At 57.6% G+C, this 24204-nt stretch carries 24 protein-coding genes and 1 tRNA gene; 19 read left to right on the top strand and 6 right to left on the bottom strand.

The window, feature by feature from the left end:
- Positions 1-58: 58 nt before the first annotated feature.
- The 3 genes from ACTTKG_RS02455 to ACTTKG_RS02445 are packed head-to-tail and all read right to left on the bottom strand — an operon-like array spanning position 59 to position 3856.
- Positions 59-1054: a 4Fe-4S cluster-binding domain-containing protein gene (locus ACTTKG_RS02455; protein WP_442672671.1), complete on the bottom strand. Its 996-nt coding sequence runs from the start codon at positions 1052-1054 to the stop codon at positions 59-61.
- Complete coding sequence (locus ACTTKG_RS02450) at positions 1051-3060, bottom strand: LTA synthase family protein (protein ID WP_442672670.1); 2010 nt, start codon at positions 3058-3060, stop codon at positions 1051-1053. The genes ACTTKG_RS02455 and ACTTKG_RS02450 overlap by 4 nt, the downstream gene beginning before the upstream one ends.
- A 19-nt stretch (positions 3061-3079) precedes the next feature.
- Complete coding sequence (locus tag ACTTKG_RS02445; protein WP_442672669.1) at positions 3080-3856, bottom strand: DeoR/GlpR family DNA-binding transcription regulator; 777 nt, start codon at positions 3854-3856, stop codon at positions 3080-3082.
- A 259-nt stretch (positions 3857-4115) separates the two neighbouring features.
- On the opposite strand from ACTTKG_RS02445, the gene ACTTKG_RS02440 reads away from it, so the two are divergent.
- The 9 genes from ACTTKG_RS02440 (at position 4116) to ACTTKG_RS02400 (ending at position 12742) form a co-directional block, all read left to right on the top strand.
- Positions 4116-4991 (top strand): LysR family transcriptional regulator, encoded by an 876-nt coding sequence (locus tag ACTTKG_RS02440; RefSeq protein ID WP_442672668.1) that lies wholly within the window; start codon positions 4116-4118, stop codon positions 4989-4991.
- A gap of 92 nt (positions 4992-5083) precedes the next feature.
- Positions 5084-5797 (top strand): response regulator transcription factor, encoded by a 714-nt coding sequence (locus tag ACTTKG_RS02435; protein WP_442672674.1) that lies wholly within the window; start codon positions 5084-5086, stop codon positions 5795-5797.
- A complete protein-coding gene (locus ACTTKG_RS02430) occupies positions 5781-7265 on the top strand; it encodes a sensor histidine kinase (RefSeq protein ID WP_442672667.1) in 1485 nt (494 codons plus the stop codon). The genes ACTTKG_RS02435 and ACTTKG_RS02430 overlap by 17 nt, the downstream gene beginning before the upstream one ends.
- A gap of 24 nt (positions 7266-7289) precedes the next feature.
- Positions 7290-7976: a dTMP kinase gene (locus ACTTKG_RS02425; RefSeq protein ID WP_442672666.1), complete on the top strand. Its 687-nt coding sequence runs from the start codon at positions 7290-7292 to the stop codon at positions 7974-7976.
- A gap of 70 nt (positions 7977-8046) precedes the next feature.
- Positions 8047-8682, top strand: a complete 636-nt coding sequence (rnmV, locus tag ACTTKG_RS02420; protein WP_442672665.1) for a ribonuclease M5 — start codon at positions 8047-8049, stop codon at positions 8680-8682.
- Positions 8679-9557 carry a 16S rRNA (adenine(1518)-N(6)/adenine(1519)-N(6))-dimethyltransferase RsmA gene (gene rsmA / locus ACTTKG_RS02415; RefSeq protein ID WP_442672664.1) on the top strand — a complete coding sequence of 293 codons (879 nt, stop codon included), beginning with the start codon at positions 8679-8681 and terminating at the stop codon, positions 9555-9557. Before rnmV ends, rsmA begins: the two co-directional genes overlap by 4 nt.
- The gene (locus ACTTKG_RS02410) at positions 9554-10330 is read left to right on the top strand and encodes a histidinol-phosphatase HisJ family protein (RefSeq protein WP_442672663.1); all 777 of its coding nucleotides are present in this window, start codon (positions 9554-9556) and stop codon (positions 10328-10330) included. Before rsmA ends, ACTTKG_RS02410 begins: the two co-directional genes overlap by 4 nt.
- A 206-nt stretch (positions 10331-10536) precedes the next feature.
- Positions 10537-11100: an alkyl hydroperoxide reductase subunit C gene (gene ahpC, locus ACTTKG_RS02405; protein ID WP_442672662.1), complete on the top strand. Its 564-nt coding sequence runs from the start codon at positions 10537-10539 to the stop codon at positions 11098-11100.
- Position 11101: 1 nt separating this feature from the next.
- Positions 11102-12742 carry an FAD-dependent oxidoreductase gene (locus ACTTKG_RS02400; RefSeq protein ID WP_442672661.1) on the top strand — a complete coding sequence of 547 codons (1641 nt, stop codon included), beginning with the start codon at positions 11102-11104 and terminating at the stop codon, positions 12740-12742.
- Positions 12743-12842: 100 nt separating this feature from the next.
- On the opposite strand, the gene ACTTKG_RS02395 is transcribed toward ACTTKG_RS02400, so the two are convergent.
- Complete coding sequence (locus ACTTKG_RS02395) at positions 12843-13721, bottom strand: YitT family protein (RefSeq protein ID WP_442672660.1); 879 nt, start codon at positions 13719-13721, stop codon at positions 12843-12845.
- Between the two features lie 145 nt (positions 13722-13866).
- Here ACTTKG_RS02395 and ACTTKG_RS02390 point away from each other — a divergent pair.
- The 10 genes from ACTTKG_RS02390 (at position 13867) to ACTTKG_RS02345 (ending at position 23381) form a co-directional block, all read left to right on the top strand.
- Positions 13867-13944: transfer RNA gene (locus ACTTKG_RS02390), tRNA-Arg, on the top strand.
- 317 nt (positions 13945-14261) lie between these two features.
- Positions 14262-14894 carry a TetR/AcrR family transcriptional regulator gene (locus ACTTKG_RS02385; RefSeq protein ID WP_442672659.1) on the top strand — a complete coding sequence of 211 codons (633 nt, stop codon included), beginning with the start codon at positions 14262-14264 and terminating at the stop codon, positions 14892-14894.
- 12 nt (positions 14895-14906) lie between these two features.
- Positions 14907-16103 (top strand): putative heme d1 biosynthesis radical SAM protein NirJ1, encoded by a 1197-nt coding sequence (gene nirJ1 / locus ACTTKG_RS02380; RefSeq protein ID WP_442672658.1) that lies wholly within the window; start codon positions 14907-14909, stop codon positions 16101-16103.
- A complete protein-coding gene (gene nirJ2 / locus ACTTKG_RS02375) occupies positions 16100-17092 on the top strand; it encodes a putative heme d1 biosynthesis radical SAM protein NirJ2 (RefSeq protein WP_442672657.1) in 993 nt (330 codons plus the stop codon). Before nirJ1 ends, nirJ2 begins: the two co-directional genes overlap by 4 nt.
- Positions 17093-17338: 246 nt before the next feature.
- A complete protein-coding gene (locus ACTTKG_RS02370) occupies positions 17339-18154 on the top strand; it encodes an HAD family hydrolase (RefSeq protein ID WP_442672656.1) in 816 nt (271 codons plus the stop codon).
- The gene (locus tag ACTTKG_RS02365; RefSeq protein WP_442672655.1) at positions 18151-18999 is read left to right on the top strand and encodes a histidinol-phosphatase; all 849 of its coding nucleotides are present in this window, start codon (positions 18151-18153) and stop codon (positions 18997-18999) included. Before ACTTKG_RS02370 ends, ACTTKG_RS02365 begins: the two co-directional genes overlap by 4 nt.
- 111 nt (positions 19000-19110) lie before the next feature.
- Positions 19111-20031, top strand: a complete 921-nt coding sequence (locus tag ACTTKG_RS02360; protein ID WP_442672673.1) for a hypothetical protein — start codon at positions 19111-19113, stop codon at positions 20029-20031.
- A 59-nt stretch (positions 20032-20090) separates the two neighbouring features.
- Positions 20091-21887, top strand: a complete 1797-nt coding sequence (gene lepA, locus ACTTKG_RS02355) for a translation elongation factor 4 (protein WP_442672672.1) — start codon at positions 20091-20093, stop codon at positions 21885-21887.
- A 90-nt stretch (positions 21888-21977) separates the two neighbouring features.
- On the top strand, positions 21978-23129 hold the full coding sequence (gene hemW, locus ACTTKG_RS02350) for a radical SAM family heme chaperone HemW (RefSeq protein ID WP_442672654.1): 1152 nt from the start codon (positions 21978-21980) through the stop codon (positions 23127-23129).
- A gap of 81 nt (positions 23130-23210) precedes the next feature.
- Entirely contained in the window at positions 23211-23381 is a 171-nt protein-coding gene (locus ACTTKG_RS02345) for a YjfB family protein (protein ID WP_442672653.1), read from the top strand.
- A 48-nt stretch (positions 23382-23429) separates the two neighbouring features.
- Here the strand turns inward: ACTTKG_RS02345 and ACTTKG_RS02340 are convergent, their stop codons facing one another.
- Together ACTTKG_RS02340 and ACTTKG_RS02335 are read right to left on the bottom strand one after the other, a co-directional pair.
- Positions 23430-23810: a hypothetical protein gene (locus ACTTKG_RS02340; RefSeq protein ID WP_442672652.1), complete on the bottom strand. Its 381-nt coding sequence runs from the start codon at positions 23808-23810 to the stop codon at positions 23430-23432.
- Between the two features lie 2 nt (positions 23811-23812).
- On the bottom strand, positions 23813-24204 hold a 392-nt coding region (locus ACTTKG_RS02335), incomplete at its 5' end, for a hypothetical protein (protein ID WP_442672651.1).

Raw genomic sequence — 24204 nt, 5'->3', positions numbered from 1 at the left:
ATTTCCCAAAGAAGTCATGGCGGCACAAAGTTGAGCCGCCATGACTTCTTTTTATGTACTATTTTTCCACCCCTCGCCCGTCGAAGTGCGGTACGAAGGAGGCGGAGACGGCGCCGCCTTGCTGGATGTAGCAGTTCTCTATGCCGAGACGGCGTGCGTGGTCGACGACGCTCTCGTATTCGAAGGTCGTGAGGCGGCGGTTGAGTTCGGGGATGTTCGATAGGTCGCCCAAGGGCGTGTATTGGTTCATGATACTGATGTAAATGGTATCAGCGAAGTTCTGCCAGAGCCAGTCAAGGATGCGTATGCTTTCCTTGCGGCGTCCCGGCAGGACGAGGTGGCGCACGAGGACGCCGCGCTTCATGCGACCCTTCGCATCGAAGACGGGGCGTCCTGCGATCTCGTGCATACATCGGATGGCTGCGCTCGCCGTCCGAAAGTAGTCGGGGGCAGCGCTGCAGCGAAGCGCTGTATCCTCGTCCATGTATTTGAGGTCGGGCAGGAAGATCTCGACGAGTCCTGCCAAGCTGGAAATGGTATCAGTACGCTCGTAGGCAGATGAATTGTAGACGACGGGGATGGAAAGGCCCTGCGCTTTAGCGAGAGGCAGCGCAGCGGCGATCTGGGGCGCGAAGTGCGTCGGCGTTACGAGGTCGAGCGTCGCTGCGCCGCGCGCTTCCTGCTCTAGGAAGATTTCGGCAAGGCGTTCTTCGGTGACGCTGATACCAAAGTTTTCGCGGCTGATCTCGTGGTTTTGGCAGAAGGCGCAGCGCATGTTGCAGCCGGAGAAGAATACGGTGCCCGCGCCTTTTTCACCCGTGAGGCAAGGTTCTTCCCAGGGGTGGAGCGATACGAGTCCGATACGCGCGTATCTGCCCGCGCCGCAGAAGCCGCGTTCATCGTGCAGGCGATTCGCGCCGCAGCTGCGCGGACAGAGATGGCAGGCGGCGAGCGGCGCGAGGTGTTTATCTGCGATTGTTGCCGTGCGGTTTTTGGCTGCACGGCTTTTTTGTGCGCGCAGAATGATTCCTCTATGCGGTTCCATGACGTTCATTCACGCCCTTCCAGCTTTGCCGCATCGAGCATGGGACCGTACTTCGGCCGCCACCATGAAAGGGCGCGTACGGCGTTGATGTAGTCCTGCATCGCCTCTTCGTCGAGAGCGGCGGGGCGGTCTTTGATTGGTTCGGCGATGAGCGGAACGGTATCTGTCCTGCCGATGGCATTGTGCGTGATCCAAAAGCCGTAGTTGACGCCGCGCCGATTGCCTCGCGTGAGACTTCTTCCGACGGACGCATAGTGAAATCCCTGTGGGGCGATCAGCTCGATGAGCGTCGGCGCGATGTCGATTTGACTGCCGGCGGCTTCGGCGTCGAGCAGATCCTTTCGGACGCCGTGCCCCGTGAGGATGAAGGGGATGGCGTAACGCTCGTAGAGCGACGGCGTTTTTTCGATGTTGTAGCGGTCGGCATGATCGCCGACGATGACGAAGAGCGATGCGGGGAATTTTTCCTTTGCTGCGCGGATGAAGGCGGCGAGTTCTTTCGTTGCGTACCAATAATGACCGAGTTCCTTGAGGAGATTTTCGTCATGCTGTGTGTCCTTGGGGAGCGCAGCGCGAACTTCTTCAGCGGGGAAGCCTTTGGCGGCGAGGTCGACGGTATATGGGGAATGGTTCGATACATTGAGGAGTATGTGAAGCCCGGGCTGTGCGGGATCAATGCGCGAAAGCGCTTCTCGGTAGAGGATTTCGTCGTCCACGCCCCAGACGCTTCCCTCGTCGGAGGAGAAGTCGCCGCGGCTGTAGAATTGATCGAAGCCCTGCGCACGGCAGAACGGCTCGATGCGCTCCCATGTCGCAGGTCCCGCGTACCAGAAGTCCGTGCCGTATCCGAGACGGGAGAATATAGGCGCGATAGCGGTCGGATAGGGCGCAGCGAAGGATTCGGGCATGGTCGTGAGGTAGAGGTTGGCGTCGGCGAATCCTGTGACGATGCCCGTGACGGCGGCGACGGTGCTCGGGCCGTTTGGCAGAAAGGTATCACAGTAAACGGTATCATCCGCGCCCAGCAGTTCCTTCGTGGGATCGGCGATGTGCAGATGCGCATACTTTTCCAAGAGCGGCCAGTTGGCATAGCTTTCGGAGATGATGAGGAAGATGTGACGTGGCTTTTCTATTTGCGCCCCTTCGGCTTCCTGCATGAGGTAGACGTCGAGGTCGCGCGTATCGGCAGGCCGGTCTGCGTGGAGCGCAGCGAGGCGTTCGATTTCTTCGACGGTGAAGTCGAGACCGTTGCACGCGAGGAAGCGGTTGTTCAGCACATAGGCGCGGTAGAGCGCTTGAAAATTGTCGAGGATGGCTTCATTCAGAAAGGCGTCGTTCGTGACGCCGGCGTTCTCCCAGTTGACGGCGTCCTGCCAGCGCAGACTGCCGCCGAATGTGGTCAAGAGAGCGACGAATGCGAGAAGTGTGAGGTAGAGGGCGCGGCGAAGAGGCTGCCACGGAAGAGGCGGGGGCATGGCGGGAAATATGTCGCGTGTGAGCAGAAGCCGGAGCGCGCGATAGAGAAGGAAGGCGAGCAGGAGTGCGCCTGCGAGACGCACGGGCAGGTAGAATTCCTGTACGAGCGAGATGAAGAGCGCGAATATGTCTTCGTTCGCCGTGTTGAAGATGAGTTGATGAAAGCCCGTGTGATATTGGCGGTAGTAGGGAAAGCTCGCAGCGTAGAGGATGGACAGCGCCGTGAGGGATAGGGCGCTCGTCACGCGCCATGCGAGGTTTTCAAGCGGCGCATAAAAAAGGCGCACGAGTGCGGCGGGCGCGAGGGAGAAGAGCGCAAGTCCCCCCGCCGTCTGGCAGCTCAGGCGCGCTCCGCGCCAAAGGGCGACGGCGATGTCCGCGCCGCTCGTCGCCGCCGCCATATAGTCGTGCATCCAGAAGATGAAGAAGGCGCGGCAGAAAGAAAGGACTGCAAGGTAGAAAAAGAATACCTTGAGTCCTTTTGCTGTAAAGGAATAGAACGCCTGCCACGAGGGCAGGCGTGAAGATCGCGTTTGCATGAAGTGAGAAAACCTTCTTTCAAATATTTTGCGGCAGAATGATGTCTACGCCGTAGTCTTCGGCGGCTTGGCATATATCGGCGGCGGGGCGCGAGTCGGTGATAAGCCCCGAGAGGGTGTCGAGCGTCACATAGTTGTAATTGCCGTCGGAACTCAGCTTCCTCGCTTCGGCGACGACGTAGGCGCGTTTGGAGACGCGGATGATCGCTGCTTTGTTGATGCCGTCCTCGATGTCGTAGGTAGAGACGCTGTTCTCCTTGACGTCGACGCCGACAGCGCCGACGAAAGCGATGTCGGGTTTCAGACGTGAGATGAGGTCAAGCGTCATGCCGCCCCAGAATCCGTCGCGGCTCTTGTTGATGACGCCGCCGACGAATACGACGCGGATCTTTGGGTTCTGCGCGAGGATCGAGAGAATGTCGATCATGTTCGTGACGACGGTCAGCTCGCGCTCGTCTTGGACAAGAAGCTCGGCGATGGCGAGATTGCTCGTCGAGATGTCGAGGAACACCATGTCATGTTCGTGGATGAGGTGCATGGCGGCGCGTGCGATGCGCCGCTTCGCTTCGACGTCGATGTTGCGGTGCTTGCTGACCTCGATGGTGTGCGGATTTTCGCGGCGTATGACAGCGCCGCCGTAGGTGCGCTTGAGCTTGCCCTGCTTTTCAAGTGCGCCGAGATCCTTGCGTATGCAGTCTTCCGTCACATGAAATCGGTCGCTGAGATCTTTGACGCGCACTTTACCGTCGCGTGCAAGGATGTCAAGAATGGCATCATGACGTTCCACAAGAAACATGTTCTCGCCTCCATCGCTATTGATTTATCGTATTTTCTCCAATTCTACCCGAAAGGAAAAAAGTTTTCAAGCCCTAAATTTGGTTTTTCTTGGATCCTTTTTAGAAAAATATATATTTTGCAAGGCGCTGCAGAGGGAAATGGGCGTCCTATACTCAGAGGAAATTCACTTGCCTTGCGAAAGGTGCGCCCGTATAATAGAAGGGAGTTCATGGATGCGGCGGCTGGATGCTGCATGGACGCCGAAGGAGAGAGAACGAATGGATATAAAGGATATGCGCGCTTTTTATGCGATCGTCGAGGAGGGCAACATCAGCCATGCGGCGGGCCGGCTCGCCGTCGCGCAGCCGGCGCTTTCCAGACAGATGAAGCGGCTTGAGGGCACGCTTGGCGTGAAGCTCTTCGAGCGCGGCAGCCGACGTATCCGGCTGACGGAAGCGGGGCGCGTCTTGAAGGGGCGCGTCGAGCAGATCCTTGGGCTGGTTGACGGCACGGTGCGCGAGATGCACGACGTGGGTGAAGGAGATGCGGGCGAAGTGCGCATCGGTACGATCACAAGCTCGGGAGCGAATCTCGTACCGGGGCTTTTGGCGGCGTTTCACAAGACGCATCCGCGCGTGACGTTTCAAATTTTCGAAGCGGAGGGCGCGCGCGTTCTTGATATGCTCGACAATCGTCTCATCGAGATTGCCATCACGCGCACGGAGGTCGAGCGTGAGAGCTATGCGTCCATCGTGCTCGCGAACGAACCGCTCGCCGTAATGGTGAACAAGACTCGCGCCTGCGGTGCGGCGGACGATTGTGTGCAGCTCGCTGAACTCAAGGAGCAGGCGATCATCATTCCGCTGCGCTGGCAGGGCGTCTTTCTCGCCGCATGTCGAAAGGCCGGATTCGAACCGCATATCTTATGTCTGAGCGACAGCATTGTGCAAGATGTGCTGGCGGCAAAAGCCGGGTTAGGCGCGGCGATTTTGCCGCAGTCGGCGAAGAGTCTTTTGACGGATGAAACGATGGTCTGCAAGAGGATTGTCGAGCCGGAGATTCTTACGCATACGGTGATTGCGTGGAAGCGCGACCGTGCGCTTTCTGCGGCGGCGGCGAGCTTTTTGACGCTCCTTCGTGAGCGGCTGGGCTGAAGCCGGAGGGAGCGTTCGTCGCAGGAAGCGCTGCGGCGGATGACAGCAATGGAACAGGAGGACATAGCATGACGAAAGCAGAAGCGACAGGTATGACAGAGGCGGCGGGAGCAGCCGAGGCGCCGAAGAGGATTATGATTGTCGAGGATGAGAAGCGCATCGCGCGCTTTTTGCAGATGGAGCTTGAGCATGAGGGCTTCGTGACGGAGTCGGAGGAGAACGGCCGCCGCGCTTACGAGCGTATCGTGCAGGAGCAGTACGATCTCGTGCTCTTGGACATCATGCTGCCGGATATGGACGGACTTGAGGTATGCCGCCGCGTGAGGGAAATCAGCGACGTGCCGATCATCATGCTGACAGCGAAAGATGATGTGGAGGACAAGGTTAACGGTCTCGACATTGGCGCCGACGACTATCTGACGAAGCCATTTGCCATACAGGAGCTTTTTGCGCGTGTGCGTGCAGCGCTTCGCGTGCACAAGGCGAACGAGGACGGCAATCGCGATGAGCGTGTGCTGGCGGTCAAGGAGCTTGTGCTCTATCCCGGACGCTACGAAGTGCGCGTGAAGGGCGAGCTTGTGGAGCTGACGAAGAAGGAGTATTCCCTCCTTGAGTACATGCTGCGCAACAAGCCCAATGTGCTCACGCGCGACCAGATTTTGCAGGAGGTCTGGGGCTATGACTATGTAGGCGACACGAATGTGGTCGATGTCTATATCCGTTACCTGCGCGCGAAGATTGATGAGCGTTTCGACGACAAGTACATCTACACGGTGCGGGGCGTCGGCTATGCGGTCAAGGGGTAGACGACTCTGGCGTGCACTCTCTCGTCTGCGTTCCTCGCGCCACATGCGCATTTCGACGTGGCTGACGCTCGTCTATGCGGCTGTGCTTGTCTTTGTGCTGGTCTTTACCAGCATAGTTTCGTCCATCGGCATCTACTTTTCTCTGTACCACCAGGCGGAGATCGAGCTTACGCGCTCACAGGAGCATGTTCTGGCGGCGATCGAGCATGGTACGGAAGTGTTCAATGAGACGGCGCCCGACATGCGCCGCCGCTATCCGCTCGCTTTTGCCGTCTATCAGGATGACTTGCTGATGCCCGGCGTTGTGCTGCGCGTGACAGAAGGGGCGAATGGTCCCGTCGTCTATGAGTCGGATACGCACTATCCGTCGATCAAGCTCGTCGAGTCGCACATCGACAAGCACCCGCCGATATGGGCGAATTCGGCGATGTACGTTTCGACCATCGGAAATACACACATTTACTACCATAAGGTCATCATCAACCAGAATGGGCACACCTATGTGCTGCACTTTTTCCGTACGATCACGGCGGAGCGGCACTTCCTCACGATGCTGCAGAAGGTGCTGACGGTCACAAATCTCGCGGGCATCGTCTTGGCGCTCTGTGCGGGATACTTCATCAGCTGCCGTATTCTGCGCCCCATTCGTACGATGACACAGGCGGCGCGTGAGCTTGAGGTCACAGACCTCAGCCGGCGCATTGCCGTGCCGCCCGTCAAAGATGAGCTTGCCGAGCTTGCTGAGACGTTCAATCACATGCTCGAGCGCATACAGACGGGATTCGAGCAGCAGCGGCGCTTTGTGTCGGATGCTTCCCATGAGCTGCGGACGCCCGTTACGGTGATTCGCGGCTATTCGGATATGCTGAGCCGTTGGGGAGCGAGTGATCCCGAGACGCTTGAAGAAGGGCTTACCGCCATACGCTCGGAGGCGGAAGATATGCAGGGGCTTATCGAGAAGCTGCTGTTTCTTGCGCGCGCCGATCAAAAGCGGCTCGCCATGCACAAGGAGCGGCTGGAGCTTGCGCCTTTGGTTGACGATGTCGTGAAGAAGATGGCGCTCATTGCGACGAAGCATGAGGTCGAGCTGTTGGCGAATGAAGCGGGGACGGTTTACGTCGATCCGCTGCTCATGAAGCACATGATGCGCATCATCCTCGAAAACAGCATGAAGTATACGCCCAAGGGCGGCCGCATCACGGTGGAGATGCACCGCAGCGCGGGTGAGATGCAGCTCAGTCTTGCCGACAACGGCATCGGTATCGCAAAGGAGCATCAGGACAAGGTGTTCGAGCGTTTCTATCGCGTAGATTCTTCGCGCACGAAGAGGATGGATGCTCCCGGCGGCACGGGACTGGGGCTTTCCATCGCACGCTGGATCGCCGATCAGCATGGCATCGGCATCGAGCTTATCAGTGAGCTGGGCAGGGGGACGAAGTTCATCCTGCATATACCGTGCGTGGAGTGAGCGGCGGCGCAGGGGGGCGGCATTGTGCAGGAAAAAGGAAAACTCATCATCTTGGAAGCGGGCGACGGCTCGGGCAAGGCGACGCAGACGCGGCTGCTGGCTGATCGGCTCTGCGCCGAGGGTCGGCGCGTGCGCCAAATCGAGTTCCCCGACTACGGCTCGCCGTCGTCGGCGCTCGTGCGCATGTATCTCGGCGGCGACTTCGGTGCGCGGGCGTCGGAAGTCAACGCTTACGCCGCATCTGCGTTTTTTGCCGTCGATCGCTATGCTTCGTTTCAGACGAAGTGGCGCACGGACTATGAGGCGGGCTTCGTGATTCTCGCTGACCGCTACACAACGGCGAATATGGTGCATCAGGCGGTAAAACTCGAAAATACGGCAGAGCGCGACGCTTTTCTCGCGTGGATCGAGGATTTTGAGTATGGAAAGCTCGCACTGCCGCGTCCGGATCTCGTCGTGTTCCTCGATATGGATCCTGCCGTGAGCCGTCGTCTGCTTGCGGCGCGTGCGGCGGCGAGCGGTGCAGAGAAAGACATCCATGAGCGTGACGCGGGCTATCTTGAGCGCTGTCATGCGGCGTCCGTTGCGCTTGCTGCGCGCTTGGGCTGGCAGCGCATCGCTTGCAGCAGCGCGGGCGAGCCGCTGGCGCGAGAGCTTGTGCATGAGAAGATCTATGAAGCGGTGCGTCGGGTCTTGGAAGGAAGTTTGTAACCATATAACGAGGGCTGTGCATGAGCTGGCGTGGGCTTGTGCGCAGCCCCTTTGCGGAGAAGGGAAAGATATGCTGAAAGAAGTTCTTGTTGTAGAAGGGAAGATGGATGTCGCCGCCATCAAAAAAGCGCTTGACGCCGACTGCATCGTGACGGGCGGCTTCTCGCTGGGCAGGCGTGCGCTCGCCGACATCGAGGCGGCGTACAAGAGACGCGGCATCATCATCCTCACCGATCCGGATTCTGCGGGGGAGCGCATCCGTCGCTTTCTTGCCGAGCGCTTCCCCGAGGCGGGGCACGCCTTCATTCCGCGCGAGGAAGCGACGGCGAATGATGATATCGGCGTCGAACAGGCGTCGCCCGAAGCGATCCGCCGCGCGCTTTCTAAGGTGCGCACCTGTACGATTGCGCCGCGTGAAGAGTTTACGAGCCGCGATCTCCTGCTTGCGGGACTTTCCGGCGGCAAGGACGCAAGTGCGCGGCGTGCGCAGCTTGGTGAAAAGCTTGGCGTCGGCTGGGCGAACGCGCGTACGTTTTGCAGGCGCTTGAACAGCTATGGCGTGACGCGCGAGGAGTTCGCGTCGGCGCTTGCTGCTATGGAAGATGAGACTGCGGCGCAAATGTGCGATCGTGCGCCGGATGCAGCCGCGACGCAAGATTTGCCGCTTCGCGCCGATGATGCGGGCATGAAAGGAGGGGCGTCATGATTGCGCCGGAGATTGCCAGCCCCGCCGTCACACGCCACATCTTGAAATCTTTTGGACTGCACGCCTCGAAGCGGCTGGGGCAAAACTTCCTCGTCGATGGCGCTGTCGTCAAAGATATTGTGGCGGCGGCGGAAATTGTCGCAGGCGACCGCGTCTTGGAAATCGGACCCGGCATCGGCACTTTGACGCAGGGGCTTCTTGAAGCGGGGGCGCACGTCACCGCCGTCGAGCTGGATAAGAAGCTGCCCGCCGTCCTCGCCGAGACGCTTGCCTCCTACGATCATCTGCATGTCGTGCCCGGCGACATCTTAAAGACGGATATCCGCGCCCTCATGGAAAATCAGCCCTTTAAGGTTGCAGCAAACCTGCCGTACTACATCACGACGCCGATTCTCTTAGCGCTCCTTGAGCAGCATCTGCCCATCACGCATATCGTGACTATGGTGCAGAAAGAAGTGGCGGAGCGGATGATCGCCGCACCCGGCTCGAAGATCTACGGAGCGTTGTCCGTCGCCGTACAGTACCATACGGAGCCGCGCATCGTCAGAGAGGTCGCGCCGCGCTCCTTCATACCTGCGCCCGAGGTCGCGTCCGCCGTCATCGCTTGCAGAAAACGAGAGAAGCCGCCCGTCGAAGTGGAAGATGAGCGCATGTTCTTCCGCGTCGTGCGAGCCGCTTTCGGGCAGAGGCGCAAGACGCTTGCCAACGCGCTTTTAGGCGTCGGCGCATCAAAGACGGCTGTGCGTCATGCGCTCGAAGAAGCCGGCATCGACGCGCAACGGCGCGGCGAGACGCTGCGCTTGGCTGAATTCGCACATCTTGCCAATGTCTTTTTTGCAGGGAAAAGAGATGATGGACAGGAGGCAAACGTATGATTTTTGACAGTCACATGCACACCGAGGTTTCCGCCGACTCGTCGATGAAGGCGGCAGACGCGCTGAAAAGAGCATCTGAACTTGGCATCGGCGCCGTATTCACGGAGCACGAAGATATGAACTTCCCGGGCGAGAAAGACTTCACTTTTTCGCCGCAGGACTATTGGGCGAAGTACGAAGCCCTGCGCGGCGAGGGCGAGCATCTGCGGCTTGGCGTGGAGCTTGGTATGCAGGAAGGGCTTGTAAAGAAGAATCGGGCTTTCGTTGAAGAAGCGCCGTTCGATCAGGTCATCGGCTCCATTCATACGATCGAGGGGCACGATCTCTATTATGCAGACATTTATAAGGATCGTGCAAAGGACGAGCTTTATCGCCTCTACCTTGAAACGATGGCGCGCTGCGTGCGTTCGCAAGGCGCGTTCATCGACATCCTCGCGCATATCGACTACATCGCGCGTTATGCCGCTTACGCGGATACGGAGCTGACGTATGCGGCTTACGGCGACTATATCGACGAGGTGCTGCGCGCGCTCGTCGAGACGGACACGGTGCTTGAACTCAATACGCGCCGCTTCGATGCGCCGCAGGGCAAGGCGTCGCTCGTGCCGATCTTCACGCGGTACCGTGAGCTGGGCGGCAAAGAAGTCACGCTCGGTTCGGATGCGCATGATGCCGCCGCCATCGGCTTCGCATTTACGGAAGCGCACGAGCTTGCTGCCGGTCTTGGTCTTGCGGTTGTAACTTTTTTGGCGCGGAAGAAGGAATATTGCTGAGCGCTCTCGAAGAATACTCTTTGAGGAAGCGGGGAGGCTCTGCTTTCGCCATCGTTTTTAAGGAGGATGGAAGCGAAGCCGGTTCTTTTTCAAAAGGCGGGGGTGTGAAAATTTCTTTCAAAAAGGGCTTGACAATATTTTTGTCCCATGATATCCTTTATCCATCAGCTCAAACAATAATAATTATTCGATAGGAGTGATTGATTATGTCGTTAATCAACAAGGAAATCGGAGATTTTTCGGTACAGGCTTATCAGAATGAGGCGTTCCGTACGGTGACGAAAGCGGATGTGCTCGGCAAGTGGAGCGTATTCTTCTTCTACCCGGCAGATTTTACATTCGTTTGCCCGACGGAGCTGGAGGATCTTGAAAACAACTATGCGAAGTTTAAGGAAGCGGGCTGCGAGGTCTATTCCGTTTCTTGCGATACGCACTTCGTGCATAAAGCATGGCACGATCATTCCGAGCGCATCAAGAAGATCACCTACCCGATGCTTGCCGACCCGACGCACGTTCTCGCGCGTGACTTCGATGTGCTCATCGAGGACGCCGGTCTTTCTGAGCGCGGCACGTTCATCGTAAACCCCGAAGGCAGGATCGTTGCTTACGAGGTGAATGCGGGCAACGTCGGGCGCAATGCCGACGAGCTTCTGCGGAAGCTTCAAGCCTGCAAGTTCGTTGCGGAGCATGGCGACGAGGTTTGCCCCGCGAAGTGGCAGCCCGGAGCTGAGACGCTGAAGCCGACGCTCGACCTCGTGGGAGCGCTCTGAGATGGCGGCGGAGAAAGACGAGCTTTATGATGCAGTAGTGATCGGCGGCGGCCCTGCGGGGCTGACCGCCGCCATTTACTTGGCAAGAGCCTGCTGCCGTGTGCTCGTGGTGGAGAAGGAAACATTCGGAGGACAGATCGCACTCACGGCGGAAGTCGTGAACTATCCGGGCAGCGACCCTACGAGCGGCGCTGACCTCACGGCGAAGATGCACCGTCAGGCAGAGGGATTCGGTGCGGAATTCCTGCTCGCTGAGGTCAATTCGCTCGAAAAGGAAGGCGATACTTGGCGCGTGCATACGAGCCGCGGCGACCTTGAAGCATTCACCGTGCTGCTCGCGACGGGGGCGCATCCGAGACAGATCGGCTTTGCCGGTGAGAAGGAGTTTCGCGGGCACGGCGTCGCTTACTGCGCGACATGCGACGGCGAGTTTTTCACGGGCAAGGATGTGTTCGTCATCGGCGGCGGCTTTGCGGCGGCGGAGGAGAGCGTGTTCCTCACGAAGTATGCGAAGCATGTGACGATCCTGGTGCGAGAGGAAGATTTCACCTGCGCCCCGGCGACGGCAGAGCCGGCACGCGAGAATGAGAAGATCTCGATTCACTTCCAGTCGGAAGTCGAGTCGGTCGAAGGCGACGCGCTGCCGCGCAAACTTACATGGAAAAATCTCGCCACGGGCGAGCGTACCGTATTCACACCCGAAGGAGGCGATTCCTTCGGTGTATTCGTGTTTGCGGGGTACGAGCCGTCAACGGATCTCGTCAAGGGGATCGCCGAGCTTGACGAGCATGGATATATCGTCACCGACCGTCAGCAGCAGACGACAGTTGCAGGGCTTTATGCGGCGGGCGACGTATGCATCAAGCCGCTGCGCCAAGTCGTGACAGCGACGGGAGACGGTGCGCTTGCCGCCACGGAGATGGAGAAGTACGCGGCAAAGATGGAGCAAAAGACAGGGCGTACGGCGCATCGCGACGTGCGGCGCGCTGTGCAGCACAAGGCGAAGGATACGGGGAAAGGCGAGGCGGTAGCTTCGGCGAGCGGACCGTTTACGCCGGAGATGCGGAAGCAGCTTGCGACGGTATTCGAACGCATGGAACGCCCGTTGCGCTTGGAAGTCGCTTTGAGCGACGACCCGCATTCGAGCGAGCTGTTGGATTTCATGACGCAGCTTGCAGAGATGACGGAGAAGCTGTCCGTTGAGATCACGGGCGGTACGGGCGTACCGAACGTGCGGCTCTACAACGCGGATGGCAGCTGGGCGGGGATTGCTTTCCACGGCGTCCCCGGCGGACATGAATTCACGAGCTTCGTGCTCGCTCTTTACAATGCTTCGAGTGCGGGACAAAAAGTCGCCGACGAAGACCGTGCGCGCATTGAAGCGATCACGGAAGATCATCATATCACCATTCTGGTGACGCTCTCATGCACGATGTGCCCCGAGCTGGTTACGAGCGCGCAGCGCATTGCGACACTCAATCCGCACATCAAGACGGATGTATACGACTTGAATCTCTTCCCCGAGATCAAGGAGCAGTACAACATCATGAGCGTGCCGTGTTTCTTCATTGACGATGATGCGATGTTCCACTTCGGCAAAAAGACCGTCTCGCAGCTCCTCGATCTGTTGGAGCAGTCGTAGACACGGAACAGAACGAAATAGAGGGGCTTTCGCATGAGCTGGGTTCAACTCATGCGAAAGCCCCTGTCTTTTTGGATGCACGAAATATATCAGCGCTTCTTTAATGCCCCTTTTTCTTGAACCTGCCGCCGACGATGTCGTGAACGGCGTTGATGGTGACGAAAGCGTTTTCGTCGATGTCGAGAACGGTCTCTTTGAGCTTGTCGACTTCGAGGCGCGTGACGACGGAATAGAGCACTTTCTTTTCTTCGCCCGTGTAGCCGCCTTCCCCGTAGAGGAGCGTGACGCCGCGTCCCAATCGTTCGGCGAGGGCGGTATTGATTTCGTCAGGCTCGTTGGTGACGATCATGACAGCGTAGGATTCGTCAAGCCCCTGCACGACGACATCGATCATCTTGGCGATGACGAAGTAGGCGACGAGCGAGTACATCGCTTTGTCCCAGCCGAAGAGAAGTCCGGCGCTTGAAAGAATGAAGAGGTTGATGAACATGACGACTTCGCCGACGGAGAATACAGACTTCTTGTCGAGGATGATGGCGACGATCTCCGTGCCGTCGAGCGAGCCGCCTGAACGGATGATGAGACCGACGCCGAGACCTACGATGATGCCGCCGAAGATGGCGGCGAGGAAAAGATCCTGCGTGACCGTCGGAAACGGGGCGAAGTATGCCGACCATACGGAGAGAAGGGCGATGGCTGTCAAGGTGGCGAGGGCGAACGCTTTGCCGATCTGCTTGCAGCCAAGGTAGAGGAACGGGATATTGAAGAGGACGAGGAAAAGCCCTAGGGGTTTTTCGGTGATTGCCTGCGCCATGATGGAGAGACCGACGACGCCGCCGTCGATGATGTTGTTCGGAATCAGGAATAGCTCAAGGCCGACGGCGGTGATGACGGCGCCGATGAAGATCAGTACGTATTTTTGTAAGAGAGCGAGCAAACGCTTCTTGCGGCTTTTTTCTGCGCGGCATTTTTTGTTCATGGGGACACATCCTTTCTTGCTGGCGCGAAACATGTCCAACAAGGTTATTATACGGAAAATTGATAGACCGTGCAAATTTTTATTTGACAAGGGATGTTTCCTGTGATAGAATAACGCATGTTGATTGCGAAAGCCGTCAATTTGTGACTCAGTAGCTCAGTTGGATCAGAGTATTTGACTACGAATCAAAGGGTCGGGGGTTCGAGTCCCTCCTGGGTCACCATTTTGGATTTTAGCACTGGTGCGAACCGGTGCTTTTTTTATGCCTTGCAGATGTTGAATGGAAGAGATTTAGAAAAAAGCGTTGGAAATTTGTCTCAATATGAATCGACTTCATTTTTTACTTTAAAAATGAAGTCGATTCATGTATAATGGAAAAGGGTATTGATGAAGAGCAGCCGTTTTGCCGACGGCTATGGGAGAGTTTTGTTAGAGAAGCGCGGATGAAATGAAGTCGCTTGGATGTGTGTGGATGGGCGGCTGAAGTTGCCTGCGATTCCTACGAGACAGAGTGTTGTCCTTGACAGAGGGGGATTTTTTATGGGAGAAGAGAAGCTGAGCCGCCGCGAGCTGAAGAAGATCCAGTCGCGCAAGGCGATTCTTGATTCGGCATCGAGCTTGTTTCAGAGCCGGGGACTGGATGATGTGGCGATCGCGGACATCATGAACGGAGCGGATCTCGGCATCGGTACATTTTACAATTATTTTTCTTCTAAGGACGATGTCTTGATGGAGCTTCTGGGGCGCATTATGCAGGAGCTTGGAGAAAAGGTGCGCATCTTGTCCGAAGAGCAAAGGCCGGTGTCGGAGATCCTGCGCGAGCTGCTCTTGTCGGCGGCGATGCTTCTTGCGAAGAACCGCTATGTTCTGCCGCTCTTTTTGCGTGCGGCGCAGCAGGCGACGCTCTTGAAACGATCGGAAGCTACCGTTGCGGCGCCGCCTTTTACGGTGCTTTTCACGCGCTTGGTCGAGGAAGGGCAGGAGCGCGGCGAATTTCGGTGCGACATCCCGACGGCGATCATCTCGGAGCTGTTTCATTCGCTGTTTCAGGCGGCGGCGTTCAGCAAGCTTGGGCTTCCCTTTGAAGAGAACGTGCGATTGAAGCTGGGGCTGATTCTCGATGGTATGCGTGTCGTTGGGAATCAAGACAAGCAAGAGAATCAAGAGGAATAACGGAGGCTTTTTATGATCAGTGTTACGAAGCTGCTTTTCGCGCGCGAGTATTTCGGCGACTCGCTGCGCTATACGAAGAATGCGCATCGTATGCGAAACGGTGCAGCCGAGGGTATGGGACCCGTCGTCGTCTGGAATTCGACGAAGACCTGCAATCTCAAGTGCCGCCATTGCTACATGAATTCGGACGCAAAGAAGTATCAGAACGAGCTGACGACAGAGGAAGCCCGACGCTTCATCGACGATCTCGCAGACTTTCGCGTACCCGTGCTGCTCTTTTCGGGCGGCGAGCCGCTCCTTCGCCCCGACTTCTTCGAGCTTGCCGAATATGCGGCGGCAAAGGGCGTGCGCCCGACGCTCTCGACGAACGGCACGCTGATCGACCGCGCGACGGCAGAGCGCATCCGAGACATCGGCGTGGGCTATGTCGGCATCTCGCTCGACGGCCTCAAGGACGTCAACGACAAGTTCCGCGGCAAGGATGGAGCCTACGAGGCGGCGATGCGCGGCATAGAGAACTGCACGGCGGTTGGACAGCGCGTGGGGCTTCGCTTCACGATCAACCATCACAACATCATGGAACTCGACAAGATCTTCGATTTCATCGAGGAGGAGGGTATCAACCGCGTATGCTTCTATCATCTCGTCTATTCGGGGCGCGGCAACGCGATGATGGAAGAGGATGTGACGGCAGAGGAGTCGCGCCGCGCTATGGATACGATCATTCGCCGCACGCAGGACTTCGAGGAGCGCGGTCTGGAAAAGGAGATCCTGACGGTTGACAATCACTGCGACGGCGTTTACATCTACTTGAAAACGCTCAGAGAAAAGGGCGAGGCGGCAGCCGAGCATGTGTGGAAGCACATTTCGATGAATGGCGGCAATCGCTCGGGCATCGCTTTCGGCGAGGTCGATCCCTTGGGCTACGTTCATCCCGATCAGTTCACGCAGCACCATACCTTCGGCAATGTACGCGAGCGAAAATTCGGCGAGATCTGGCAGGATACGTCGAACGCCATCCTAGCGGGGCTCAAGGATCGAAAGCCGCTCCTTACCGGCCGATGTTCTTCTTGCCGCTATCTTTCGTGCTGCAACGGCAACTTCCGCACGCGTGCCGAGGCGCGTACGGGAGACTTCTGGGCGAGTGATCCCTCGTGCTATCTGACGGACGAGGAGATCGGGCTGGCGCGTACGGAGGCGGCGATATGATTATTTCGTGGAATACGACGAACGCCTGCAACATGTACTGCAAGCACTGCTATCGTGACGCGGGCTGCAAGGCGGAGGAGGAGCTTTCGACGGCGGAGGCGAAGAAGCTCCTCGATGAGATCGCGCGCGCGGGCTTCAAGATCATGATCTTTTCGGGCGGCGAGCCTCTGACGCGCCCCGACATTCTGGAACTTGTAGAACATGCGACGAAGCTTGGTCTGCGCTCGGTATTCGGCACAAACGGCACGCTGATCACGCCGGAGATGGCGCACGACTTGAAGGCGGCGGGCGCGATGGGCATGGGCATTTCGCTCGACTCGATGTCGCCTGCGAAGCACGATACGTTCCGCAGCTATCCGGGCGGCTGGGCGGGCGCTGTCGAGGGCATGAAGAATTGCCGCGCGGCGGGGCTGCCGTTTCAGATTCATACGACGGTCATGGACTGGAACGAGAAGGAATTGGAGGCGATCACGGACTTCGCCGTGGAACTCGGCGCGGTGGCGCATCATTTCTTCTTTCTCGTGCCGACGGGGCGCGCCGAGACGATCGAGGAAGAATCGCTTCGCGCCGAAGCGTATGAGAGCGTCCTGACGCGCATCATGAAAAAGTCGGAGGAAGTCGCGATCGAACTCAAGCCGACGTGTGCGCCGCAGTTTTTGCGCATTGCAGGGCAAATGGGCATCAAGACGCGCTTTCGGCGCGGCTGTCTCGCGGGGCTTAGCTACTGCATCATCAGCCCGCGCGGCAAGGTGCAGCCGTGCGCCTATCTCAACATGGAGCTTGGCGACGTGCGCAAGACGCCGTTCGACGAGATCTGGAAGAGCAGCGAGGTGCTGAACAAGCTGCGCACGCTCGAATACTCGGGCGGCTGCGGCACCTGCGACTACAAGCGCGCCTGCGGCGGCTGCCGTGCGCGTGCCGCCTACTACAACGATGGCGATTATATGGCGGAAGAGCCTTGGTGTCTTTACCACGGGCGCAAGGGATAGTATAATGAAATAGGCAAAAGCGACGGTGCGTCGAAAAGCGTGCCGTCGCTTTTTTTTAGGAAACGCTGATAAAATGAAGTCGCCCGGATTTGCACAGATGCACTGTTCCTATCTAGGAAACAAACCGCAGGCGTAGCGGTGCTACGTCGAGGATTTGTTGACGACGAGAGGACAGTGCAGATGTGTGAAGATGGGTGGCTGAATTTATCCGTGTTTCCTTAATGGAGTTTTGGAAAGGCGGCTCTTATGATCAAGCTGGTATTTTGCGATATGGACGGCACGCTTCTCGATGCGCAGGGGAATTTGCCCGAAGGACTTGGCGCGATGCTCGCCGAACTCAAGGCGCACGGCGTGCTCTTTGCGCCTGCGAGCGGCAGACAGTATGCGGCGCTCCTGCGCCACTTCCGACCGTGGGCGGAGGATCTCATCTTTTGCGCGGAAAACGGCGCTTACGTCGTGCGGCGCGGCGAGGAGCTTTTCTCGACGACGATCGCGCCTGACCTGTGCAGGGAGATCGTGCGTCTAGCCGCCGCCGTCAAGGGCGCCTATACCGTCTGGTGCGGCAAGGAGTACGCCTATGTGACGGAGCGCAACGAGGATTTCTTCACCGAGATGGAAAAATATTATACGGAATACAAGATGGTCGAAGATTTTTCCGCTGTGCATGACACAGCGATCAAGTTCTCCGTCTGCGATCCCGTGGATGCGGATGCCGAGCGCACGATCTATCCGTCGCTGCAGGACTTGTCCGGAGAATTGAAGGTCGTCGTCTCCTCGAACTATTGGGTGGACATCATGCAAAAGGACGTGAACAAGGGCGCCGCCGTGCGCCGCGTGCAGCAGCTTCTGGGCATTCGCCCCGAAGAGTGCCTTGCCTTCGGCGACTATCTGAACGACGTCGAGATGCTCGGCGCGGTAGGCGAGAGCTACGCGATGGAGAATGCGCACCCGAAGGCGAAGGCGGCGGCGAAGCATATCGCGCCGCCCAACACGGAGCACGGCGTGCTGCGCATCCTGCGCCGGCTGCTCGATGAAGGAAAGATGCAGGGGGGAAGATCATGAAGCTCGATTACCACATGCACTTGGAATACGGCTCTTACGATGAAGCGTGGGCGGAAGGCTTCTTTCGGGCGGCGGCGGCGCGCGGCGTGGCGGAGATCGGCTTTTCTGAGCACAGCCATACGTTTCCCGAGTTCGAGCCGCTCTATTACGATGATCTCATCTTGGACGACTCCTTCATCGGCAGTTTTCAGCAGAAGTGGCTGAAGAAGAACAAGTTCAAGTACACGCTCGACGAATACTTCGCCTTCATGGCGAAACTTAAAGCGAAGCACGCGGTCAAGACGGGCATCGAGGTCTGCAACTTTCAGGATCAGACGGCTGTCGCAAAAATCCTCGACAAATACGACTTCGACTATGTGATCGGCTCGGTGCACTTCATTCGCGGCTGGGCATACGACTCATCCGAGATCAAGGCGGAGTGGGATCGCATCGCGCTCTTTGACATCTACGAATGGTACACGCAGGAGATCGAGAAGCTCTGCGCCTCGAAGCTCTACGATGTGCTCGGGCATCCGTTCAACATCCGCCTCTTCCGCTACTTCCCCGACTTCGACGTCACGCCTTTCTTGGAACGTGCCGTGTGCGCGATGGAAAAGGCGCAGATGGCGGTCGATATCAACACGGGCACGCTCTACCGCTATCCGATTGCAGAGATCTCGCCCTACGAGGATTTCATGCGCATCGCGGCGGCGCACAAACTGCCCGTCATCACGACCTCGGACGCGCACAAGCCCGAGGACGCGGGCGCATACAACGACGAGGCGGTCGCCTATGCGCGCCGCTTCGGCTACGAGACGACGCTGCGCTTTAAGAAGAGGGAGCGCGAGGCTGTGCCGCTCGGCTGATTGTTGCATCCGCTTCTTTCAACGCTTGCCAGACAAGCGGATTTTTCGTACAATATGGGGGAGAGATTTGTACGTTTGTCAAAGAGAAAAGGGGGAGTCACCTTGAAAAATATGTGGGAAAACCTATGGGGCGCGGTCGTTTTCGCACTCTTTTTTGCGATCATGCCATGCTGTGCTTCGGCGGCTTCGGATGCGTCGGACGATTGGTATTGGCTGGCTTCGGATGCGAAATACAGCAAGTACTTTGCACCGAACGGCGTCACTGTCGTCAAGAGTCTCAACGTCGCGGGATTGGAGCGTGCTGTGCCGACGGTCATTCACGGCTGGATCAAGACAGGCTTCAGTTACGAAGGGGCAAAGGAGACGATCGACAACTATGGCATCAAGGACATCTTGCCGGATCCGTCGTCGCTTGCCTACAGCATCGCACTCGTTGAAGTCAATCCGCAGAACCGTACACTGCGCTATTTGGAAGAGGACTTCTACGACAGTCAGGGAAATATCATCTGGTCGAACCATACGCCGCGCTCGGAGAAGGAGATGACTTCGGAGCAGTATGATGAGACGTTTTATGCAGCGATCGTTGACAGCGTATTCGGTATGGGTGAATTGGAGAAGCTCGGGTCTTCGCGTTGGATTGATCTTTGGAAAGTGCGTCTGCCCGATGGCGGCGAGGAAAGCGCCATTGCCGATACCGCGACGATGCGCATTAAGGGCGAGCAGCTTTTTTACTGGGAGTGGGTCACGAAAAAAGACGCCAAGGGAGCGATGCAGGAGGTCCAGTTCCTCAAACGTATCTTGAATGTGCCGATGGGAACGGTGAGTACGAAGCGGGGCAGAATCTGGACGCCAAAAACGAATTGGCAGGATCTGGAGGAAACCGATCTGACGTTCCACGGCATACACGAAAACAGCAAGGAATATCCAGGCCTTTTGCGCCTGCGCACCTACACGGCGGCAAATCTCGCGTGGCTCTATCGTGCGAGTTTAGAGCCGAACGCAGAGCGGCGCATCCTGCGCGACACGGATTGACGGTGCAGGATATATCCGCGCTTTTGCAATGAGCCGACCCAAAGGGAAAGGAATTTTTGATGCAAAATAAATACATTCGCAACTTTTCGATCATCGCACATATCGATCATGGCAAATCGACGCTCGCCGACCGCCTCATTGAAAGCACGGGGACATTGACCGAGCGTGAAATGGAAGCGCAGGTGCTCGACAACATGGAGCTGGAACGTGAGCGCGGCATCACGATCAAGGCGCAGACCGTGCGGCTGCACTATCGCGGCAAGGACGGCGAGGTCTATGAACTCAATCTCATCGACACGCCGGGTCACGTCGATTTCACCTATGAGGTGTCGAGAAGCCTCGCTGCCTGCGAGGGGGCGCTGCTCGTCGTCGATGCGGCGCAGGGCGTCGAGGCGCAGACGCTTGCGAACGTCTATATGGCGCTGGAGCATGACCTTGAGATCATTCCCGTCATCAACAAGATCGATTTGCCGAGCGCTGATCCCGAGCGCGTCAAGGAGGAAATCGAGGAGGCGATCGGGCTTGACGCATCTGAGGCGATTCTGACATCGGCGAAGACGGGCGCGGGCATCGAGGAGATCTTAGATGCCATCGTCGAGCGCATCCCGCCGCCCTCTGGGGATGACGATGCGCCGCTTCGCGCCTTGATCTTTGACTCGTACTTCGACTCGTACAAGGGCGCGATCGCGCACGTGCGCCTGATGGAAGGCACTATCAAGAAGGGCATGGAACTGAAAATGATGGCGACGGGCAAGACCTTCGAGGTGACCGACGTCGGCTGCTTCCGTCCCGCGCCTGCAGAACTCGGCGAGCTGACGGCGGGCGAGGTCGGTTTCGTCGCGGGCAGCTTGAAGAACGTGCGCGATGTGCTTGTCGGCGACACCGTGACGAGCGCGAAGAACCCTGCGCCGGAGCCTTTGCCCGGCTATCGCGGCGTGACGCCGATGGTTTACTGCGGACTTTATCCCGTGGACAGCGCCGACTATGACAACTTGAAGGATGCGCTCGAAAAGCTGCAATTAAACGATGCCGCGCTGATCTTCGAGCCGGAGACGTCGATTGCGCTCGGCTTTGGCTATCGCTGCGGCTTTTTGGGACTTCTGCACATGGATGTCATACAGGAAAGGCTTGAGCGTGAATACGGCATGAAGCTCATCACGACCGCGCCGTCCGTTATTTACCACGTCCACAAGACAAACGGCGAGATGCTCAAAGTTGACAACCCGTCGAAACTGCCGCCGCCGACAGTGATTGACTTCATCGAGGAGCCGTTCGTCAAGGCGACGGTCATCGTGCCGAAGGATTATGTCGGTCCCGTCATGGAAGTCTCGCAGGAAAAGCGCGGCACGTTTGAGAGCATGGACTACCTCGACACGAACCGCGTCATGATTATCTACCATATTCCATTGAGTGAGATCATCTACGACTATTTCGACCGTCTGAAGTCGACGACGCGCGGCTACGCTTCGCTCGACTACGAGCTGGCCGACTATCGTCAATCGCGGCTCGTGAAGCTCGACATTCTCTTGAACGGCGATCCTGTCGATGCGCTCTCGACCATCGTCCACGCCGACCGCGCCGCGACGCGCGGCCGCCAGCTCGCGCAGAAGCTCAAGGAGATCATCCCGCAGCAGATGTTCGAGATTCCGATCCAGGCGGCGGTAGGCAACAAGATCATCGCGCGAGAGAACGTGCGCGCCATGCGAAAAGACGTGCTCGCCAAGTGCTACGGCGGCGACATATCGAGAAAGCGCAAGTTGCTCGAAAAGCAGAAGGAAGGCAAGAAGCGCATGAAGGCGGTCGGCAGCGTCGAAGTGCCGCAGGAAGCCTTCATGGCGATTCTGAAGATCGACTGATTCCCACGAGGTTCTGCGCTTCCTTTTGCTGCGGGGAACTGCCGAGCGGCGGGGATAAGCGAGAATCCGGAAGGAAAAGGGGGCTCCGGCATGGGCGATTTCGGCGTGTATGTTCACATTCCCTTCTGCCGCCGCAAGTGCTTTTACTGCGATTTCCCCTCATACGCAGGAGAAGAGCGCTGGATGAGCCGCTATCGAAAAGCCCTGTGCCGCGAGATTGCGGCGCAGGGCTGTCGTCGTTTGCAGGAAGGAACGGTGCGTACCCTCTACATCGGCGGCGGCACGCCGACGGCGCTTTTGGCAGACGACCTTCTCGCTGTCATCTGCGCCCTGCGCGAGAGCTTTCGACTGATGGGCGGGGAGGAATTCACCGTCGAAGCGAACCCCGGCACGGTGGACGCGGCGCTTCTCAAGCGACTCTTGGCGGCGGGCGTCAACCGTCTGAGCTTCGGTGTGCAGTCGTTTTCCGACGCGCTGCTCTCTGCCATCGGGCGCATTCATACGGCGCGGGAAGCGGAAGATGCTGTGCGCATGGCGAAAGAAGCGGGATTTCGCGTGAGCCTCGACCTCATGTACGGACTGCCTGGACAGACGCTTGCCGATCTCAAAGACAGTGTGGCGCGAGCCGCTGCGCTCGACATCGGTCACATCTCCGTCTATGGACTTGCCGTCGAGGACGGCACGCCGTTCGCCCGCATGGAAGAGACGGGACGGCTTCATCTGCCGACGGATGACGAGTGCGGCGATATGTACGACTATATCACGGCGGAACTGCCGCGCCTCGGCTATCATCGCTATGAGATTTCGAATTACGCGAAAGCGGGTGAAGAGAGCCGCCACAACCTCGCCTATTGGCAGGACGTGCCCTACATCGGTCTCGGCGCAGCGGCGCACTCGTATTGGCGAGGGCGGCGCATGGAGAACGAGAAGGGTCTTTGCCGCTACATCGCCTGCATCGAGGCGGGGCTGTCGCCTGCGAGGGAAGAAGCGCCTTGCTCGCGCGAAAGCCATATCGAAGAATTCGCCTTCCTTGCGCTTCGCACGGCGTATGGCATTGATAAACGCCGCTTTCGCGAGACATTCGCCTCGGATGTGCGCGAGGTCTACGGCGAAGTGATCGCGCGATTGCAGACGGCGGGACTTGTCGAAGAGACGGCGGCGAGCATTCGGCTGACGGCGCAGGGCATGAAGTTCGGCAACCGCGTCTTTGAAGAATTTTTGTTGGAGAGGGATGAAGCGTAGCCGCCGCAAGCGGCTTTGCCGGCAAACTTTAAGCTTTCCTCTTATATGTACGATAAATAAGAAAGGAAAGGAGCGATTTCGATGGATATGAGCATAGCGGCGATGTCAGTCGATATGAACCAGGCGCGCTTTACGCAGCAGCTTGGCATCTCTGTCATGAAGATGGCGATGGATACGACGGAAGAAGCTGTGGGCGAGATGTTGGAAAGCCTCGACCCTGCGGTCGGCAACAATATTGATATCGCGGTATGAAAAAGGGGGTTGCTGCACAAAATGTGCGGCAGCCCCTTTTTGCTGGATTCATTCGAGCGGCTTTAGCTTGGATAGCGTAACCTTATCGTAGGCGCCGTTCTTCTTGTCATCTGGATGCGGTTCCAAGCCGATGATGGTGATGTCCTTTTGCTCTGGACCATATACCCAATACATGCGCATGGCACGGCTGCTTCGATTCTCCAAGTAGGATTGCCAAACCTTTCGCCCGTATCGCCTGCTCAAGTCAGGAATTTCGTGCGTGTTGAGGCTGGGATAAAACGGATTGCAGGAAAGGAGCCTTAAGGCTTTGCTCCATTTTTTGTAGAGATCGGCATCCGTTTTGGAAATGCTGCCGTCAATATTGGCTTGGTACAGACGATTCCAAAGAGCAAGCATTTCAGGGACGCCCATGCGAATGGAAAACGCCATGCTCAGACTCTTGATATATCAATCGGTGCAGAAACATTTCCTGCATCGAGATTGCGAATGGATTCATCCATCATTTGCAGGGTTCTCTTCGACACATTGTCCGGCAACACCAATTCGCGCGGTTCAAGAAGAATGACGCCGTTGTCATATTCTCGGACTTCATAATATTCATATTTTGCACCGCGCAGTGTCAAGCGTTTTTTTGCATCTAAATGGGCATGATATCGACCTTGTACTGCAGTTGACATGGATATGACCTCCGTTTCACTTTGTGGGATTTCCCACCCTGGTACAATCATTATAAATCGAATTGCAAACTTCTGCAAGAGAAAGAAGCGCAAACTACACGCACAAACGTCCACTTTGTGGACATTGTGCGCCGCCCTTACAGAAA

The sequence above is a fragment of the Selenomonas sp. genome (assembly GCF_052169755.1).
Lineage (GTDB): Bacteria > Bacillota > Negativicutes > Selenomonadales > Selenomonadaceae > Selenomonas.
The sequence above is the reverse complement of the archived record's forward strand: the minus strand, read 5'-3'. Positions and strand labels throughout refer to the sequence as shown.